This is a genomic window from Carboxylicivirga sp. M1479 (assembly GCF_007097485.1).
Taxonomy (GTDB): Bacteria; Bacteroidota; Bacteroidia; order Bacteroidales; family Marinilabiliaceae; genus Carboxylicivirga.
Genome location: NZ_VKDE01000001.1, coordinates 27,027 through 47,928, shown reverse-complemented (window position 1 = coordinate 47,928; position 20,902 = coordinate 27,027). Strand labels below are relative to the sequence as shown.

13 protein-coding genes are annotated in these 20,902 nt (G+C 39.0%); 7 read left to right on the top strand and 6 right to left on the bottom strand.

Annotation, left to right across the window (positions count from 1 at the left end):
* Window positions 1-2: 2 nt before the first annotated feature.
* Window positions 3-905 carry an LD-carboxypeptidase gene (locus FNN09_RS00200; RefSeq protein WP_143299447.1) on the bottom strand — a complete coding sequence of 301 codons (903 nt, stop codon included), beginning with the start codon at window positions 903-905 and terminating at the stop codon, window positions 3-5.
* 277 nt (window positions 906-1,182) lie between these two features.
* Between FNN09_RS00200 and metG the strand changes: the two genes are divergently transcribed.
* The 3 genes from metG (at window position 1,183) to FNN09_RS00185 (ending at window position 8,533) form a co-directional block, all read left to right on the top strand.
* On the top strand, window positions 1,183-3,225 hold the full coding sequence (metG, locus tag FNN09_RS00195) for a methionine--tRNA ligase (RefSeq protein ID WP_143299446.1): 2,043 nt from the start codon (window positions 1,183-1,185) through the stop codon (window positions 3,223-3,225).
* A gap of 569 nt (window positions 3,226-3,794) precedes the next feature.
* Window positions 3,795-8,039, top strand: a complete 4,245-nt coding sequence (locus FNN09_RS00190) for a collagenase (protein ID WP_143299444.1) — start codon at window positions 3,795-3,797, stop codon at window positions 8,037-8,039.
* 125 nt (window positions 8,040-8,164) lie between these two features.
* Window positions 8,165-8,533: a YccF domain-containing protein gene (locus FNN09_RS00185; protein ID WP_143299442.1), complete on the top strand. Its 369-nt coding sequence runs from the start codon at window positions 8,165-8,167 to the stop codon at window positions 8,531-8,533.
* Between the two features lie 91 nt (window positions 8,534-8,624).
* On the opposite strand, the gene FNN09_RS00180 is transcribed toward FNN09_RS00185, so the two are convergent.
* Both FNN09_RS00180 and FNN09_RS00175 read right to left on the bottom strand, forming a co-directional pair.
* Entirely contained in the window at window positions 8,625-10,355 is a 1,731-nt protein-coding gene (locus FNN09_RS00180; protein WP_143299440.1) for a DUF4270 family protein, read from the bottom strand.
* A gap of 12 nt (window positions 10,356-10,367) precedes the next feature.
* Window positions 10,368-11,174 carry a glycogen/starch synthase gene (locus tag FNN09_RS00175; protein WP_143299438.1) on the bottom strand — a complete coding sequence of 269 codons (807 nt, stop codon included), beginning with the start codon at window positions 11,172-11,174 and terminating at the stop codon, window positions 10,368-10,370.
* Between the two features lie 259 nt (window positions 11,175-11,433).
* On the opposite strand from FNN09_RS00175, the gene panC reads away from it, so the two are divergent.
* The 4 genes from panC (at window position 11,434) to radA (ending at window position 14,659) form a co-directional block, all read left to right on the top strand.
* Window positions 11,434-12,279, top strand: coding sequence for a pantoate--beta-alanine ligase (gene panC / locus FNN09_RS00170; RefSeq protein WP_143299436.1), 846 nt, complete (start codon window positions 11,434-11,436; stop codon window positions 12,277-12,279).
* Between the two features lie 4 nt (window positions 12,280-12,283).
* A complete protein-coding gene (gene panD, locus FNN09_RS00165; RefSeq protein ID WP_143299435.1) occupies window positions 12,284-12,634 on the top strand; it encodes an aspartate 1-decarboxylase in 351 nt (116 codons plus the stop codon).
* Between the two features lie 78 nt (window positions 12,635-12,712).
* A complete protein-coding gene (gene rfaE2, locus FNN09_RS00160; RefSeq protein WP_143299433.1) occupies window positions 12,713-13,207 on the top strand; it encodes a D-glycero-beta-D-manno-heptose 1-phosphate adenylyltransferase in 495 nt (164 codons plus the stop codon).
* Window positions 13,208-13,291: 84 nt separating this feature from the next.
* Complete coding sequence (gene radA / locus FNN09_RS00155; RefSeq protein WP_143299431.1) at window positions 13,292-14,659, top strand: DNA repair protein RadA; 1,368 nt, start codon at window positions 13,292-13,294, stop codon at window positions 14,657-14,659.
* A gap of 26 nt (window positions 14,660-14,685) precedes the next feature.
* Here radA and FNN09_RS00150 read toward each other — a convergent pair whose 3' ends face one another.
* Genes FNN09_RS00150 through FNN09_RS00140 form a run of 3 tightly spaced genes read right to left on the bottom strand, consistent with a single transcriptional unit; the run spans window position 14,686 to window position 20,671 of the window.
* On the bottom strand, window positions 14,686-18,054 hold the full coding sequence (locus FNN09_RS00150) for a hybrid sensor histidine kinase/response regulator (RefSeq protein WP_185968799.1): 3,369 nt from the start codon (window positions 18,052-18,054) through the stop codon (window positions 14,686-14,688).
* Window positions 18,055-18,091: 37 nt separating this feature from the next.
* Complete coding sequence (locus FNN09_RS00145) at window positions 18,092-19,846, bottom strand: PAS domain-containing sensor histidine kinase (RefSeq protein WP_143299427.1); 1,755 nt, start codon at window positions 19,844-19,846, stop codon at window positions 18,092-18,094.
* Window positions 19,847-20,671: an alpha/beta fold hydrolase gene (locus FNN09_RS00140; protein ID WP_143299426.1), complete on the bottom strand. Its 825-nt coding sequence runs from the start codon at window positions 20,669-20,671 to the stop codon at window positions 19,847-19,849. It abuts the gene before it with no gap.
* Between the last annotated feature and the right edge of the window lie 231 nt (window positions 20,672-20,902).

Sequence of the window (20,902 nt, the reverse complement as noted above, 5' to 3'; positions counted from 1 at the left end):
GTTTAGAACTCTAATTTACATTCCTCGTCATCAACCTTTAATGCAACCCGCTTACCCAAAACCAGAGGCAGGTTCAAATGGTTGTGTCCTGCAGGAAATCCAAACATAACCGGATAATCATATTCTGCCACTGCTTCTTTTATTATCTCCAATGCCGATTGCCCGTAAGGGTCGTCATTGTCTTTCATATCGGTAAAATCGCCAACCACAATACCACTTAACTCCTTAAGAAAACCACTTAACTTCAGGTTTTGCATCATGCGATCCAGGTGGTAGAGGTATTCCGATAAATCCTCTATAAACATTATTTTTCCATGTGGGTTTGGATCTAAATCGGTTGCTCGCAAAGCTTGTATTAAGGACAAGTTACCGCCGATCAAAAGTCCGCTGGCCTCCCCTTTTCGGTTTAGGCAGTGGGGTTTGATTACATAACAAGGCATTTCTCCATGAAGCATATTAAACAAGGCCTCCATATCTTCTTCATCTTCATCTTTATCCGGAAAGTTTTTAGGCATTGGCCCATGTATGGATGCTACGCCTACCTTGTTTTGCAAGGCCGCATGCAAAACCGTGATATCGCTATAACCAATTATCCATTTAGGGTATTCCAAAAAGTGGGTAAAATCAATTTCATCAATAATGCGGATAGTGCCGTAACCACCTCGAGCGCAAAAAATAGCATCTATGTCACGACTGTTCAGCATGTGCTGCAGGTCAGCTGTGCGGTGTTCATCATTACCTGCATACTGATGAAAAGTATTGTGTACATTATCTCCAATAACCACCTTGTAACCACGCTTGTGCAATAACTTTTCTGCAAAATGAATGGTTTCAGCATCTATTTTACCAGCTGGTGCTATAATGCCTATTGTTGAACCTTTTTCGAGCGATTTAGGGAATATCATAATCAATGTAGTTTAACACATAGGCTCGGAGTCGAAGAGTTTATAACTATTCTTTGTGTCTTCCTGACTTTGTGTTCGGTTTAATACAATATTAAGAATAGAAACACGGAGTCGCAAAGGCACAGAGAAAATTTTTCATTACATCGCTGTTTTTCAATTATAGTCTTATGTCTTGATACTTATATCGTGCTACTATTATCATTTCTTTGCATATCTTTGCGCAGTTAAAACAAACCATAGAATACTAGGTTTTAAACCTTAAAATAATTCAAGCAGAATGAAGCAAGCTGGAGATTTTAAAAGAACATTGGTAACAACGGCTTTACCATATGCCAACGGTCCTGTTCATATTGGTCATTTAGCGGGTGTGTATGTGCCGGCAGATATTTATGTTCGTTACTTACGCCTAAAGAAAGAAGATGTAGTGATGATTGGTGGCTCTGATGAGCATGGCGTACCCATTACTTTAAAGGCCAAGAATGAAGGTGTTACACCACAAGACGTGGTGGATAAGTTCCATGGTATTATCAAAGATTCTTTTAAGAAATTCGGTATTTCATTTGATGTATACTCGCGTACAAGTAGCAAAACGCATCACGAAACAGCAAGTGAGTTTTTTAAAACCTTATACGATAAGGGCGAATTCTTAGAAAAAGAATCGGAGCAGTACTACGACGAAGAAGCCAAACAATTTTTGGCCGATCGTTACATTACTGGTACTTGCCCACATTGTAAAAGTGAAGGCGCTTATGGCGACCAATGCGAAAGCTGTGGTACATCATTAAATGCGACCGACCTTATCAACCCTCAATCAGTTGTATCGGGTAGTAAGCCGATAATTAAAAGCACTAAACACTGGTACTTACCACTTGATAAGCATGAGCCATTTTTAAAAGAATGGATTTTAGATGGTCATAAAGAATGGAAGTCAAACGTTTACGGACAGTGTAAATCATGGATTGACATGGGGCTTCAGCCACGTGCCGTGAGTCGTGATTTAGATTGGGGCGTACCTGTTCCTGTTGAAGGAGCCGACGGCAAAGTGCTTTACGTATGGTTTGATGCTCCTATTGGCTATATTTCAGCAACTAAAGAATTAACCCCTGAGTGGGAAAAGTATTGGAAAAGTGATGATTCACGTATGCTTCATTTCATCGGAAAAGATAACATTGTGTTCCATTGTATCGTTTTCCCATCCATGCTAAAGGCCGAAGGAAGTTATATTCTACCTGAGAATGTGCCTGCCAACGAATTCCTGAACCTGGAAGGCGATAAGATTTCAACATCGCGCAACTGGGCCGTTTGGTTACACGAGTATTTGCTTGATTTTAAAGATAAGCAGGATGTATTGCGCTATACTCTTACAGCCAATGCCCCAGAAACAAAAGACAACGACTTTACCTGGAAAGATTTTCAGGCCCGCAACAACAACGAGCTGGTAGCTATTTTGGGTAACTTCGTTAACCGTGCCATTGTTCTAACACATAAATATTATGATGGTGCCGTGCCTGCTCAGGGCGAATTAACAGACTACGATCAGGAAACCTTGAATGAGATTCCTGTATTGGTTAAAAAGGTAGAAGATGCCTTGGATAATTTCAAGTTCCGTGAGGCGGTAAAAGAGGCCATCAACCTATCGCGTTTGGGTAATAAGTACTTGGCCGATTGTGAGCCTTGGAAATTGATTAAAACAGATGCTGAGCGTGTAAAAACCATCATGAACATTGCGCTTCAAATCACAGCGAACGTATCTATATTGATTGAGCCATTCTTGCCATTTACGGCTAAGAAGATGCAGACGATGCTGAATCTTAACGATTTAATATGGGCAGATTGTGGCAAGCTTGATTTCCTTGCTGAGGGACACATGATTAACAAGCCAGAGTTGTTGTTCGAGAAGATTGAAGACGAAACAATCCAAGCTCAATTAGACAAGCTAGAGCAAACAAAGATCGATAACGAAGCGGCCAACAAAACAGCAGCTCCTGCTAAAGATAACATCGAGTTTGATGACTTTGTGAAGATGGATATCCGTGTAGGCACAATTGTGGAAGCTGAAAAAGTAGCGAAAACAAAAAAGTTACTGCAATTAAAAGTGGATACTGGAATTGATCAACGAACAGTTGTTTCAGGTATTGCTGAGTTCTTCAAACCTGAAGACATTATTGGTAAGCAGGTAAGTATTTTGGTCAACTTGGCGCCACGTAAAATTCGTGGTATCGAGTCACAAGGCATGATACTAATGGCCGAAGATGCCACTGGCAAATTGGAGTTTGTTGCACCAGCAAATGCAGTTAAAGAAGGTTCGGAAGTAAGATAACTATTTCCTATTACAACATTATAAACGGATAACACCTTTGGGCGTTATCCGTTTTTTTTTGCTTAAACAATTCCTGTTTTATTAACAGAAAACAGATAGCTCATTTCAACATATAAGCACACATTTTTAAAAAAGGATGAATAATAATTGACTTTTTATTAAAATTTATTTATCCAACTCTAACCCTCCAGAAGCCACATCACTCCTTAATTTCAGCGCTTCACATACCTCATATTCATAGGAGTGATAAAAAGAAAACCATATCACCATACAGGGTTTAGCACCATTTATACATCATATATAAGACACACATCGCCACACTTAACTATTTTTTTGTAGCATCCTATTATCGTAAAACTCGACAATAGGACGCACTCTAAACTTTGCACCAACAATAAAATGGAGCATCAGTAAATAGTTATGTCGAAAGCATGTGGTCAGCTTGAATTTGTAATGGAACTCTTAAAAACAAAATCGATTTGAAGTACAACTACCAGATTAACTAAAACATGTGGACTCTATTTCTCAATCTACAGCTGTGCATCAAAGCAGAATGAAAATCTATTATTATGAAACAACTTCACAGTAAACATTTACTAAGCTATTGCAAGCAAATGCTTCTGCTCTGCTTATTCACCTTTTCGTTCACATTGGTAAGTGCCCAACAAAGGCCAATCATCCTTGGCGAAGATCATAGCCATGAGTGTTCAAGAACCTGCCACCATAAGCAGAATAAAAAATTAAAATCGGCCAGTCGAAAAAACGCCATTGAACCAATGGATCCAAGTATCCAATTTAAGTCATCAACTAACAACTTAAGGCTAAAGGCTGAAGCAACATGTGACTACACCACCACTCAAATTGCCAACATGGGCGTGTGGGAGTTAAATACTTTTCTCCAAACAACCACTAATTACGAATGCATCGGCCGCCCCCTATTTGCCTACTCAAGCACCGATACGAAAAAAATATTCAGCTCAAGCAATATGACTACCATCTTTCGCGAGGCAAAAGATGCGGCCATTGCTTATGATGGCACGTATGACAATGGCATGTATGGTTATTTGCTTTACATGCACGTAGCGCGTTTTATGGAGTTTTTCTATCCCAACGATGTTGCCTTAGATAACTATCATCAACAGGACTTCAATGCAGCCTGTGAGGAACTGGCCAAGAACAGTCATTTATTTGACCAAAATCAGGAGGCCTATAATGTACTTTACGAATACCTCATTTGCCTGGATAACAATGGCTTGCGACACGAGCAATTTGCACTTGATGTTTTAGTTGATGTCTTTGATAACTTAACCACCACCGATTCATGGAAGAACATTAATGATGAGGAGATTTTAAGAGATTACTCAAAGGCATACAACCAGGGATTCTTTTTACTTTTTAGAGGTACTGGTAGCGATACTGGTGGTGATGATGCCTTTTGGACAACTTTACCCAATAACAGTCCTCTAACTGATGCCTTGGCACGCGTTTCCATTGATGAAGAACTGCTGGCCAACGAAGACCTGTCGTATATTGTTAAAAATGCGGTTACTGAGCTAACTCGTATGGCGCATGTCCCAAATGTATGGACGAATATTGAGGATCATATTGTGGCAATTGCCGATGCAAATGAGCGCTTAAGCATCCAATGGGTAAATGCTGTATTGGCTATTAACAATTATGGCGACTGTACAGAAAGTGGCCTTTGCATGACTCGAGAAGCCCTTGTGGAGGAATTAGAAGATTACCTGTTTCCCAACCGTTATAAGTTTGATGATGGTAAACTGGTGTTTAAATCTCCAATGGATGCCGATAAAGCTCAAAATTTATACCATGCAGTAAAGCAAGTACAAGCGCAGTTTTTTAAAATTACACAAACCGACGAACCAGTTACCGGTGATGTTAATGAGTCACTTAACCTTATTGTATTTGGAAACAACCAACAGTATGTGGATTACGCCCCTTTCCTTTACGGAATTGCGACAAACAATGGTGGTATGTACATCGAAGGTGCCTCCACTTTTTACACCTTCGACAGGAATTACGGGCTATCGTTGGAATCATTATTCCGTCATGAGTACGTACATTACCTGCAAGGTCGCTATTGGATTCCAGGATATTGGGGACAAAATCCTTTTTACAATAACAATCGCCTGGTGTGGTTCGAAGAAGGTGGTGCCGAACTGTTTGCCGGCAGTACCGATATTAACGGCATCCAATTATTGGCACAAAGTGGCTCGCGCATCAAAAATGAGGTCGGTGACTTCCCTACTTTGAACGACTTATTAAACGCATCCTACTCCGATGCTGACTTCATACATTACCGTTACGGTAACGCTTTTTGGTACTCGATGTACACCAATAATTACAACCAACTACATCAGCTAATATCAGCTACCCGAGCAGACGACATTACAGCTTTTGATGCCATTATTAACCCACTAAAGAGCAGTTCTTCGGCCAATAGCGATTTTCAGGCATTTTTAAATAGCATTGCCGATGAAACCATTACGTATTGGGAGCCAACAACCAACTGGTTAAACGATCGCGAACTCAACGTTGGTAATGCTGATGACATATTAAACGAGTGGCTTAATGCAGGAGGTTCCAATGCCACTGCCAGCATCGATGTTGAATCGTTAAACAAGCGCTTTAAGCTAGAAGGCACCATGCCTTTAACAGGCAGCGATAAAGAATTAGGAGCAAAAGTGGAAGAAATAATGGCCAACGTGCGAGAAAATGGCACGGTCAATAACCTGGACTACACGGTTGCCTACCTTAAAAATTATACCAATAACTCAGCCGATTTTGTGATAACAGGCCCACTTCGCAATAAGAGTATTGCTGATGCCGTAAAAGCCGATTTTAAAGCGAATACGCAAGCAACTGTTTCGGGTGCAGAAGTGTCATTCCAAAATAAAACAACGGGATATACCGAATCATACAATTGGAGCTTCCCAGGTGCAACACCATCGACCAGCTCCGAAGCGAATCCAACAATTGTTTACAATAACCCTGGCACCTATTCGGTTACCCTCACTGTTAACGGTAAAGATGGCAGTAACGATGAAGTAATAAAAACAGATTACATCACCATTTATGCACAGGGCACCGAAACGTATTGTGAGGCAAGTGTTCGCGAAGACTATACTTTCATCAGTCGTTTTAAAGTGGCCAACATCGATAATACCAACTATGGCTTTACCAATCAAGGTTATCAGGATTATTCTGCCACCGTTTGTACCGAATTACAAAAGGGAGCTAATTATGATTTCATATTGGAATGCGATACATGGTACGAAAAAGCCGTAGCCATATGGATTGACTTTAACCAGGATGGTGATTTTCTAGATGCTGGCGAAGAAGTGTATAGTGTTGTTACAGAGGAAGAATATGAGGTGAATGGTAATTTCTCAATTCCAGAAATAGCATTGGATGGTGCTACACGCATGCGTATTCGTCTATCACATTCCAACACATTTATGGATAACCCTATGCCTCCGTGTGGCGAAGACTCTTACATGGGAGAGGTAGAAGATTACAGTGTAATTATTACCAACCATACGCCCGCTACTCCAGCGCCAATCGCTAATTTCAGCAGTGATTTTAATAGCATTATCCGTAATGAGATCATTAATTTTCAGGATGAGTCACAAAACCAACCGACAAGCTGGGAATGGACATTTGAAGGTGGTGAACCTGCTACAAGTTCAGAACAAAACCCATCGGTTTCGTACAGAATGTCTGGCACATTCTTAGTCTCTCTAACAGTGAGCAACAATGCTGGCTCTGATACGAAATTAGGTTATATCGATGTGGCTAAAGGCGGCGGTGTAGATGGTGATTATTGTATTGCCTCAAATTCAGACGATGCAGTAAGCATTAGCAATGTAAGCCTTGGTGACATCAATAACGATAGTGATTTTGGCGCCAATGGCTATTCCGATTTCACTAAAATATCCACCGAAGTTGAAAACGGCAATGAATATGCCATAGCTGTGTCAACATCCAACAGCTGGACATACAATACAATTAAAGCCTGGGCCGATTGGAATCAAGATGGTGACTTCAGTGATTTGGGAGAAGAAATATTATACGATGGCTTCCAACATGTCACACAAGATCAATTCACAGGATCATTTACAGTGCCTGCTGATGCCAAACAGGGGGGCACACGCATGCGTGTACGCTTAGCCTACTCTGTTGACCCTAGTCCTTGCGATGCTAGAAATGGCATTGGCGAAACGGAAGATTATGTTCTGATTGTAAAGCAGGAAACAATAGCACCGAGCATACCAACTGGCTTGTATATTACAGATTTGGGCGAACATGGGTTTAATCTACTGTGGTTGGCATCGAGCGACAATGTTAGTGTTACAGCATACGAGATACTACTTGATGACCAAGTAATAGCAACGGTAAATGGTTCGGAACTAAGTTATGCATTCAACAATCTAGACCCTAATACAGAATATAAGTTAAAGGTTAGGGCTATGGATGCAGCAGGCAACAAGTCGGATACAAGCGATTTATTAACTGTAACAACAGATGTTAGCACATCACTTGATACTGATGAGGCTACAACTGAACTTCGTATATTCCCTAATCCAAATAGGGGTTCATTTACAATTCAATTGCCAGAGGTTGCTGAAGATTGTATACTAACAATAATTTCAACCAAAGGTGAAAGAATCAAACAGATAAAGAATTTCTCAAGCAGCGTTAAGCTTAACCTAACAAATACACCAAGTGGCGTTTATTTTGTTGAAATTAAGTCTGAAACGAATACTTTCAGCAGCAAATTAGTAATCTTGTAATTGCTTCATATATTTGCTTTAGGGTCGCCCAAACAGGGCGACCTTTTTTTATTAAAATGTTTCTTAGTTTTACAACATCACTAATGATAATTGAATGCAGTTCACTTTACTCAAAAAATAAAACTATGTCATTTCTCGGAAACATCCTTTGGCTACTTTTTGGTGGCTTAATTACGGCGCTGGAGTACTTTATCGCCAGCCTTTTATTAATGTTAACAATTGTAGGTATTCCCTTTGGTTTACAAACTTTAAAGCTAGGCGTATTAGCACTTTGGCCCTTTGGCAGTCAAGTAATTGATAAACCTCAAGCTGGCGGTTGCTTATCAACCTTGATGAATATTATCTGGATTTTTATTGGTGGTATCTGGATTTCATTATCACACGTTATTTGGGGCATTATATTAACAATTACCATTATTGGTATTCCATTTGCCAAACAACATTTTAAGCTGGCTACAATCGCTTTGGTACCATTCGGTAAAGAGGTAAGATAAAAGCATCTTAAAGTAAGATGCGAGCCACAATAGCGCATAAAAAAAGGGCATCTTCAACAGATGCCCTTTTCCTATGTCTTAAAATACTTCCTTATCGCGGACGATACTGATAGTATTTAATATTCATTTTTAGTGGTTTCTCTTCATCTACACCTCCAAATAGAACTACACGCTGAAAATCAGCAGTTCCGTTATCAGGTCCAATGTAAAATACCTTCTCATCTAAGGATCCACCATCCTGATGTCTCATAATGTAATTAAAGTAATCGGCTCGCATAATAAAACGGTACAAGTACTCAGGACGCCCTTCATCTGAATAGCGAAGAACACGCTCACCAATACCGGCTCTACTACCCTGGCTATCTGCATTGGTACCAAACACAGGAACAGAAACACTATTACCATTTTGGATAATTGTGTAAATAGGATCTACAATTTCTCCCTTTTCATTCTCCCACTTGATCGATAATTTATCTGGTATCGGATAATGATCCATTTCTGAAAGCACAGTATCTACTTCCATAAAGAACTCAACATTAGCAACCATGTGGTAATCAAGTTGTGTGCTTAATGGTGCTACCTCGGCAGGATCACCTATTGAGTCAACCCAATTAATAATCTCTTCAGGCATAGTCATCTTCATATAACTCCCTGCCATGCCCTGCACATACAAACGCTCCTGATTTTCATCCGCCATGTCTATTTCAGAACTCACACCATGTTCATAAGTGTTAAAACGAACATTTTCAAGGTTGATTGGAAAAGCATAAACAAATGTAGCAGATGTATCTCTTACCTCCTTCTCACTATTGATATACTTGTATTCTCGCTTTAGGTGGATTCCCATATTTGTAGACACAGAACTTGAGCTACTTAATAAGTTTATCTTGGCAAGCCAGCCATTTCCAGTACCGATAGATACATCATCTAAAGAAACATATATACCAGGGAACAGGCTCTGAAAATTCGCCGATGATTTTAAGCTAATTTCATTGGCGTCAAAAATGCGCTTTTCAACCTCATCATTCACCCTAAAAGACCACGTTTTGGTTTGCGTGGTATTGCCATTAAAGTCAGAGCTTAACCAAGAACTATCCTTATCTGCTTGTACTTTAACATTGTCCCAAAGGTATTGTGGTGCATTCCACAAACTATCTGGGTGCTGATAAAGATCGTCCCAGTTCGTAGATTTTAAACTATCCGGCACTTCATTATTCGGAAAAACAATCTTTTGAGCAATGGCTACAGGGTTATAAGTTCCATCAACTGGATAATCACTATAATACTCCTGACTTACAGAACCTAGGCCACTATACAGTTCATAAATATTTACATTTTGTCCGGTGGTCATGTCACCATACCAATTGTTAAACTGATATTGTAAATTCACCACTACACTATCCACGCTCCACACATCAGCAATGGTGTCTACATTGTTATTAAACTGATTAAACACATAATCCTCATGGATGATAGTGTCATTTTCTGCAGTTAATTCCACAATATCAACAACAAACTTCACTTCTGACCCAACGGAGAAATCACTCAAAAATGCCGCTTTTGAAACACCAAATATCGGATCGTGAAATTCTCCCAAAACTCCGTAAGTAGCATCACTTGTTCTTACTCGGTCGCGTTGGGTATTGAACGTGCCAACCTCATAGCCATCGTAATTAAGGCCATTTATCATCTCGCCATCAGGTAGTACATCACCTGTTAAACGTGCAGGTTCATCCTTACAAGCTACATTGAAAGAAAGAAGGCCAATAAGAAATAATTGGCCTGCTGATGATAGTATATTTTTGAAAAATAATTTCTTCATACGTTTTGTTTATTAATCAAGCAATGAATCGTAGAAACCATTGTAAGCTTCCACATAGCTCTCTTCATCGTGGTATCCTAAGAAAGGCTTACCCGACTCTTTTATAAACTCACTTATTTCAGGGTTTATTGCTTCACTACCTTGTATAATTCCGTCAGACATTGAAATAGCCAACTTTGTTAGGTTAACATAGTCGTTAGCTGCCATTATTTCCAGGTCGCTATCTTCAACACCATCCAATTTAAGTTTTTCTTTGAAGTTCTCACTCCACTGCTTTTTAAAGTCATTATCGTATACTGTGTAAACAACTTTAGAATTTGCAAAATGCGGATCCTCATTCATTGCCTTTTTAATATACAATGGTGCTAAAGCTGTAAACCATCCATTACAATGAACAACATCGGGTGCCCAACGTAATTTCTTAGTCGTTTCTAAAACACCTCGCGCAAAGAAAATAGTACGCTCGTCATTGTCATCAAACTCATTGTTTTCGGCATCAACTAAGGTTGCTTTTCGCTGAAAATAGTCTTCATTATCAATGAAGTAAACCTGCATGCGAGCTGCTTGTATCGATGCCACCTTAATGATCAATGGGTGATCGGTATCATCAATAATCAGATTCATACCTGAAAGGCGTATTACTTCGTGTAACTGGTTACGACGCTCGTTAATACAGCCAAAACGTGGCATAAATGTTCTGATTTCTTTACCTAATTCCTGAATACCTTGTGGAAGATAACGACCTTTTTTAGACATTTCTGTCTCGGGTAAATAAGGTGTTATTTCTTGAGAGATGAATAAGACTTTTGCTTTTTCCATTATATTATACTGGTAGAATATTTTTAGCAAACGCAAAAGTACGAAAAATAAACCACCTGACAAACAAAGCCCTTGGCTGCATTTATATATCAATTACTGAAAAATGAACTCCATGGCTACTAGTAGTGTTTTTTAACAAGGTTTTTAAAAATTATGCAAGTATATGTGATAAGTATTTTATTACTTTGCCCAGCATTTTTTTCTTGGTGTAATTCGGTGTTGTTAATACCTGTTTATGTGCCAATTAATTTAATAAACCATGCAAGTAGTTAATACAATTATGGAGCTTCAGGCTTTGCTTGATGAAGCTAGATTAAATAAAGAGAAAATTGGTTTTGTACCAACAATGGGTGCATTGCATCAAGGCCACCTATCATTGGTGAGTGAGGCATCTAAAAACTCAAGTGTAGTGGTTGTTAGTATTTTTGTAAACCCAACACAATTCAACAATACCAACGATTTAAAAAGATACCCCCGAGATTTGCAAACCGATTTAGATGCATTAAGCACGGTTAAGTGCGATGTGGTATTTGCACCTGAGGTTGACGAAGTATATCCAGAAACTGACACACGTGAGTTTAATTTTGGTGCGCTCGAAACCGTAATGGAAGGCAAGTATCGACCAGGTCATTTCAATGGTGTGGCACAGGTTGTAAGTCGTTTATTTGATATGGTAAGGCCCGACAAAGCTTTTTTTGGCTTAAAAGATTTTCAACAATTGGCCATTATTAGAGCAATGACCAAGCAACTACAATTGCCTGTAGAGATTGTGCCTTGTGATACGGTTCGTGAAAAAGACGACTTAGCCATGAGCTCTCGTAACATGTTGTTAAGCACGATGCATCGAAAAAATGCACCTGTTATTGCTCGTACTTTATTCGAATCGTGTAACTTTGTAGCCAACAAGTCAGTTGAAGAGACAAAGGAAAGTGTAATTAATGCCATTAATGCCACTCAAGGACTAGAGGTAGAGTATTTTGAGATAGTGGACGGATATACATTACAGCCAGTTGACAACTGGAATGATAGTGATTACATTGTTGGTTGCATAGCAGTTTTTGCCGACGAAGTAAGATTGATAGATAACGTGACATACAAAAAATAGAATCATGAATGTTGAGGTTGTAAAATCGAAGTTACACAACGTTTCAGTAACAGAAGCAAACCTGAATTATGTAGGTAGCATTACCATTGACGAAGATCTAATGGATGCGGCAAACATCATTGAGAATGAAAAAGTTCAGGTGGTAAATAACAACAATGGGGAACGCCTTGAAACTTATGTAATCAAAGGCGAAAGAGGTTCTGGTGTTATCTGCCTTAATGGTGCAGCAGCACGTAAAGTTGCAGTTGGTGATGTCATCATCATTATTACCTACTGCCACATGGAGCTTGAAGAAGCAAAACAATTTAAGCCAACGTTTATCTTTCCGGATACGGCGACCAACGCTTTGGTTTAAAAGATTCTTAAAATATAAGATCAGAACCTCGACGAATGTCGGGGTTTTGTTATTTTTATACTTTTAGTTGATAAGCATATGACACAGTTAGATAAAATCAATAATAAAATTAGCAGCTGGCAACAAGCCACTCAAATAGCAACAGAATGGATGAAGAATGGTGAAAAAATTGTTTTCACCAACGGCTGTTTTGACCTTGTCCACCGGGGTCATATCGATTATTTATCGAAGGCAAAAGACCTGGGCTCCAAGTTAGTACTGGGTCTTAATACCGATGCTTCTGTACAACGACTAAAAGGTCCACTACGTCCGGTTGTAGACGAACAAAGCAGGGCTATACTCATGGCATCCTTACAGTTTATTGATATGGTGGTGTTGTTTGATGAGGACACACCCTACCAACTTATTAAGGCATTGCAGCCAGATGTACTAGTAAAAGGCAGCGATTACAAGGCCGAAAACATAGTGGGATACGACATACTTATGGCCAAAGGAGGATCTGTTGAAACCATTGATTTTGTTGAAGGCTTCTCCACTTCTTCTATTGTTGAAAAGATTAAAACCTCGATGTAAAAATAAATTTCCCGCAGATTGGCGCTGATAAATCTCAAACGATTAATTAAATCAGCGCTATAAGAGGGAAACAAAAAAATAAAAATGGCCAAAACAAAAACAGTATTCGTCTGTCAGAATTGTGGAAATGAATCGCCTAAATGGGAAGGCAAGTGTTACGCATGTGGCGAGTGGAACACCTTTGTTGAGGAAACCAAAATTACGGGTAAAACAAAAAATAGCCGACCAGGCACTGTTATAGCCGAGCGAACCAAACCTGTTCCCGTTTCAAAGGTTTCGGTCGAGGATCAACCACGATTAAGCACTGGCAATGAAGAATTAAACAGGGTATTAGGCGGTGGCTTAGTGCCCGGAGCCATGGTATTGATAGGCGGTGAACCTGGCATAGGTAAATCAACATTGGTTTTACAAACTGCACTTAACTTACCCAATGTTAAAGTGTTGTACGTATCTGGCGAGGAAAGCCCTCAGCAAATAAAACTGCGTGCGGATCGTATTTCGAGTGCATCAGCTGATAATTGCCATGTGGTGAGTGAGGTATCTGTTGAGCACATTATCAAACATGTGGATAACGAGAAACCGGATGTATTAGTCATCGATAGTGTTCAAACCATGGAAACCGAACGGATTGAGTCGGCTCCAGGTAGTGTATCGCAAATACGCGAATGTACAGCTACCATTTTGCGTGTTTGTAAAGAAAAGCACATACCCGTATTTCTTATCGGACACATAACTAAAGAAGGCAGTTTAGCCGGTCCAAAAGTACTTGAACACATGGTTGATGTTGTATTGCAATTCGAAGGTGATCGACATCATATGTATCGTATTTTACGCTCCATTAAAAATCGCTTTGGCTCTACAAACGAAATAGGCATATTTGAAATGCTAGGCTCAGGGTTACGAGAAGTAAGCAATCCATCGGAACTATTTTTGGCCACCCAACAAAAGCAAATGAGTGGCGTTGCTATTTCAGCTGCTCTTGAAGGTGTAAGACCTTTTTTAATAGAAATACAGGCACTGGCCAGCACAGCGGCCTATCAAAATCCTCAACGCTCGGTAACGGGTTTTGATTTACGCCGGCTAAACATGCTTTTGGCGGTTCTTGAAAAAAGGGCTGGATTTAAACTGGCTGCCAAAGATGTATTCTTAAACATAGCAGGTGGCTTAAAAGTGAATGATCCGGCCATTGATCTGGCTGTTATCACGGCTGTTTTATCGTCGAATATGGATATGACCATTTCGCCCGATGTGTGCATGACTGGTGAAGTGGGCTTATCTGGTGAGATAAGACCGGTCACTCGATTGGAACAACGTATTGGAGAAGCTGCCAAACTGGGTTTTAAGAGCATCATTATTCCAAGCTATGTAAAAGGTGTTGATCTTAGTAAATTTGATATTCAAATTATTAAGGCAAGTAAGATAGAAGAAGCTTTTAAGTTTCTATTCGCCTAAAATTATGTATTCACCATTAGTTTTGATTATTGATCAATTCTAATGGTGAAAAAGAATGTTGACCCTTGACCTTCTTTACTCTCAACCCAAATAGTACCTCCAAGTAGTTTAACCAATTCTTTGGTAATCGCCAGGCCTAGTCCTGTACCACGATAAACTTTTTCGGTATACCCATCGAGCTTATTAAAACGGTTAAAAATATTTCCAACCTCATGAGCGGGAATACCAATGCCCGAATCCTGAACACAACACTGCAGCATACCATCACTAGCACTATAATTAAAGGTGATTGCTCCCTCCTCAGTAAATTTGATGGCGTTGTTTATAAGATTAACAATAATTTGTTTTAAACGAACCACATCGGTATAAACCTGAATAGGCTCATTATACGCGTTGTGATTAAATACTACACCCTTATTCATGGCGTTCGCCTCTCCCTTATAAATGGCACAAATACTATCCATCTCGTGGTTTAGTTCAAAGCTCGTTTTATTGATTAGTATATCACCAGATTCTATACGTGCCAAATCCATAATATCATCAATTAAGCGCATTAGTGTTACGCTATTGGCCTGAATGAGCTCATGAAAATAGTTACTCTCTTCTCGCGGTAATTCTGAATCGTTGAGCAAATCAGCAAAGCCTAAAATCGCGTTCATAGGCGTTCGTATCTCATGACTCATATTGGCCAGAAAAGCTGTTTTTAAAGCATCGGCCTTTTCGGCCTTTTCTTTGGCTGATTTTAAATCTTTTGTACGCTCATCAACAAGTTTCTCCAAGTTGTTTTTATGCTTCTCAAGGTTTTGGTTGAGCTCCCATAGCTCTTTGGTTTTACTCCTAACTGTCTGCTCTAAAACTTTTCGTTGTCGTCGCGTATTTTTATTCTTAAGATAATAAGCGGCAAAAGTTAGAGATACGAGAACAACGACCACTAACACATAGAACCAAGTAGTAGCATAAAACGGAGGTTGAATATGAATGTTTAAAACTGTTTCTTCACTTTGTAAACGTCCGTTCGCAATCGAAGATTTTATCCTAAATGTGTAATCATCAGGGCTAAGATTATGGAATGATATTGAGTTTTTATTACCCAAATTAATCCATTCGTCATGCAACTCATCTATCATATATAAATAGTTGGTTTGCTTAGGATTTCGATACTCCAGTGTTGAATAGTTTAATTCGAATAGCTTATCAATATGTGACAGATAAATGTTCTGAGCTTCACTAATTTCGCCTTCATATATCTTTCTACCACTTTCAACCTCAGTGCCAAACATCACCATTTTGTTAAAAATGGATAAGCTGGTTATAACAACACGATGTGGTAAACGATTTTCCAAAGGCTCATTAGCATCAAAAACATTCATCCCATTTATTCCACCACAAACGATTGATCCATTTTTGAGCTTTGTTATAGCGTTGTAATGAAATACGTTCTCCTGAAGTCCGTCTTCCTTATAAAAATTGGTAAACACACCCGTATTTAAATTATAAACTGATAAACCATTTTGCGTGGTAATCCACAGGTTTTGATTATTATCCTCTACTAATCCAACAATTGAGTTACTGGTCAAACCATCTTCTACAAAGTAATTAGTAAAGCTTTGTTGGTCGGCATTCATTTTGTTTAAACCAAAGCTTGTACCTACCCAATAATCTCCTTTACTGTCGATCAACTGACAGGTGGCTTGGTTACTCGACAGGGAACCAACTATTTTTTTATCGTGCTCAAAGTAGGTAAAGGCACTATCTTTTTTAGAGTACTTATTAATGCCTCCTCCATAGGTCGCCAACCACATATTGGCTTCATCATCTTCTATAATGGATAACACATTGCTACTATTCAAATAAGTTCCTTGCTTACTTGCATTCGAAAAGTTTTTGAAAAAGCCTGTATTAGGGTTATAAATATCAACTCCACCCCTAACAGTACCAACCCATATTAAACCATCAGAATCTTCATATATCGAACGTACAAAATCGCTTGACAGACCAGTAGAGTCATTTGTTCGGCCAATGCTTCGGAACGAATCGTTTTGTTTATTGTATATAGTAATGCCACCTGTATAGGTACCTATCCACAGTTCCTTATCACCAATTTCAACAGTCGTAAGCGAAACATTATCGCTTAAACCATGCTCTAAAAAATACTGCTTCTGAATAATAAAATCTTTGTCGGCACGATTCAATCCATTTTCAGAACCAATCCAAATGTCTCCGTCGGAATCCTCATAAATACTATTGATGCTTTTATCTGACAAAGAAAATTCCTGATCGTAGCGATGATTAAGATGCACAATACCCTCTTGGTTCAGGTTACTAACACACAAACCCTTATCATAGGTGCCAAGCCATAAATAATTGCAATCATCAACCAATACTTTTGTTAAAGCATTTGATTTAATGCTTTCGCCCAGCAAGGGGTTGTTTCTATAATTAACCATTGATGAGTCCCTGAGGTTATAGCAATAGAATCCCCCCTGATCGGTGGTAATCCATAAGCGCTGCTTCTTATCCTCTTGAATACTGACGGGGAAGCTATTATTTAAAAAGTTATATGAACCCTCTTTCTTTAAGAAATATTGGTAGCTATCATTGATAGAATCGTAGCTAAAAAGGCCACCCTTTTCGGTGGCTACCCATAAAGTTCCCGTACTATCAATAAATAAATCCCAAATTAAATCATTACTTAAAACTCCATGCGCCGATTTAAATGTACTAACTGATTCGGTTTCTATATCAATAACATTGATGCCTCCTCCATAAGAACCAACCAAAAGCTGTTCGTCATCAACAACAAGGCACATTAGGTTATCGCTATTTAAGCCGTCAATTTCTGAAAACAAGGTAAATTCTTCAGTTTGAGGATTGTATTTATTAAGACCATCACCAGTTGCCATCCAAATATTACCATTACGGTCTTCAGCCAAATCAAATATATGATTGGAGCTGATGCCTATCTCCTGCTCTTGATACTGAAAAATGCTAACCTTTGAACGTGAAGCATCCAAACGATTAACTCCACCACCCATGGTACCAATCCACAGGTTATTATGTGAATCTTCGAAAAGGCAATTAACGATGTTACTACTCAGTTGCAACTCAGCACCACTATAGTTTTTAATCGTATGAAAATCATATCCGTCGTAACGATTCAGTCCATCAAAGGTTCCAACCCAGACAAACCCTTTTGAATCTTTTAAAATGGAGGTAATATTGTTGTTTGACAGGCCTTCTTCAATGGAAAGGTGACGGAATTTTAGATCCATATCACGTGCCATGATTCCTTTGGAAATCAATAGCAGCAATACGTATAGTATAAACTTCTTTATAGTCAAATGGCAAGTGAATTGTAGTTTCCCTGTTTTAAAACTAATAAAAATACCATTCACGACCTTGATTTTTACATTAATCATCGCTCAATGGTGCTTAGGAGTTACAATGCTTTGACAAATGATAAGGTATTGTAAAAATAAACTTAGATCCTTCACCACTGGATGACTCTAAGCACATATTGCCCTGCATCTTTTCGATTAAATTGGCGCAGATAGCCAAGCCCAATCCTGTGCCACCCTGATTTTGCACACCCTCGTTACGCACCTGAACAAATCGCTCAAAAATCTTGTCCTGATATTCTGGAGCTATGCCAATACCCGTATCATGCACAAAAAACTCCAAATCATTTCCTTTTAGGCTATAACCAACTTCAATAAATCCTTGTTGTGTGAATTTTATGGCGTTATTTATGAGATTGGATAACACTTGCCGCAAACGTGTGCCATCGCTTTGGATAATTGCTTTATCTCCTCCCAAAGGGGTATGGGTTAATACATCAATATGGCTTTTTGAAGCACTTCGCAACAGGGATATCATATTAATGGATAAATCGGATATTAGCTCATTAATATTAATTGGATGATGAACTATTTTCACCTGCTCCGCCTCAATCTTGGAGTAATCAACAATATCGTTGATCAGATTGAGTAGATGCATACTGTTTTTAAAGATTATTTTAGCATACATATGAACCTCCGTCGCTGTCATAATATCCTGACTAAGCAGTTCGCTAAAACCAACAATGGCATTCATGGGTGTTCGTATTTCGTGACTCATATTGGCCAAAAAAGCGGACTTAAGTCTTTCTGATTCAACAGCCTTATTTCGGGCTTCCAACATCCGCTTTTCGGTATTTAGTTGTTCGCTAATATCACGCGCAATAGCTATCACCAAATCCTGATCCATAAACTTAAACCGACGTGTATGCACCTCAAGTGGCAAAAGGTCTGTTTTAGCTTTAAAAGAAGCTCTAAATACCGAATTTGGTGCTTTAAACTGTTTTTCAAAAGTATATTTTTCTTCTTCTGTATAGTTATCATCGAGCAAGGATAAAGGATTAACACCTTGCAGTTCACTCTGGGTATAGCCAGTTAATTTCTGCACCGCATCATTCATTTCAACGCAACCAACTACCTCATCTTTATCATTTAAACTCCACAGATAAATGGCATCGTTAGCCATATTAAATAATTGTCGGTATTTTTCTTCACTTTGCTGTAATAAGCTCGTACGCTCTTCCACCCGCTCCTCTAGCTGATGGGTCAAGAGCTGCAATTCATCAATAAGGCTTAAGCGATCCCATTTATCAATTACAATTTGAATTACCTGATGAAATGACTGCAGATCAGATGGGAACGGAATACTTAGTTTAGCACTGCTCATAAAAATAAATACCCCGTTTTTTAGTGTGCGCGTATGAAAGGGAATGGCTAATAGTTCGGCGGGCTCAAAACGATCATCTTGTGTTATTAATTGCAAGGCCTCGGGATGCTCTTTAATGGTAAAACGAATGATCGCTTCAGATGTAAAAGATCGAAGCAAACCATCGGAAAAGAATAAAATGCCTTGGCAGGGTTCGGAATTAAACAAAGAGCAGTATTGAGCTATGCATGAATAGCTATTGCCATCAATTGCATAACAGGCACAATAGGGAATTTCTTTAAGAATAGAAATTTTTTCCAATACCGATAGTAGTAACTGTTGCTCATCCTTGATGGTTTCAAAGCTTTCGTTTATCAGGCTTAACAGTAACATCTCCTCAACCTTATTGGATAAGCTATTGTTTTCTTTCTCAAGTTCCTTTATCCGAAACTCTAGTGTTTGTATGCTTTCTTTTTCCTTATTCATTTAACCCGAAATAAATGTATGGAGGTAGTTGGCCGTTAATTCAGGCTCATCTTCTTGAATAAAATGCCCGGCTGTTTCTATAATATGTAATTGACTGTGGATAATTTCCTGGTGTAGCTTCTCGGCAATTTGCATACTTAAGTATACATCTTTATCGCCCCTTATAATAAGTACAGGTATGGTCAATTGCTTTAGTTCAAGGGCAATTTCCAGTAGATCTTTATTATCAAGACAATGGGCAAAGTAAAGGAATGCTTTACGCCCTTCACTGCTTTTCATGGGGTACCAGAAATAATCCATCAACTCTTTGGTTAAGCTACTAGAGTAATACAAGCCCCGCTTTACAATAAGGCGAAACACACCCAAATCAAGTGTTGCCATGGCCAGCTGACGAATTATTGGCGTACGCATGGTGATGATAGGCTGAACAGGCCAATAATCATAAGCTACACTGTTAAGCATAGAAAGGCTCAAGACTAAATGAGGAAAGCGAACAGCCATCAACTGACAGATTCCACCACCCACATCGTGCCCCACCATATGCACCTTATCGATGTGTAAGGCCTCTAATAACTGGGCAAGCACAAGCGCATGCCCCTTGAGCGACAAATCAATACCAATGGACTTATCTGAATCGCCACACCCTAATAAATCCACAATAATAAGCTCATAGTGCTGCTCCAAAATCGGCACTAATTTTCGCCATATAAACGAGTAGGTGGTAATGCCATGCACCAGAAGAATTGGCTCGCCTCGGCCACAACGGTAATAAACCAGCTCGTGCTTGTTAATGTGAATACTATGGCGGTCTTTCTTTTTGAGCATGGCGTTTTGTTTCGGCTCAAATAAGGTAGGGAGTATTTAATAGAAAAGCCACTATTGAAGAACATGGACCTACCCGACCTACATATGTATGATAAAAGCCGAGCTATATTACTGTAAATTCTGTTTTAAAGGCTTGGGTATGACTTAATGAACTTTATTTACCAAACAGCTGTTACGCTTTTGTTGTTATTTGCAAAGAATTTTCAATTTACATATTGCCTTCCTATGAAA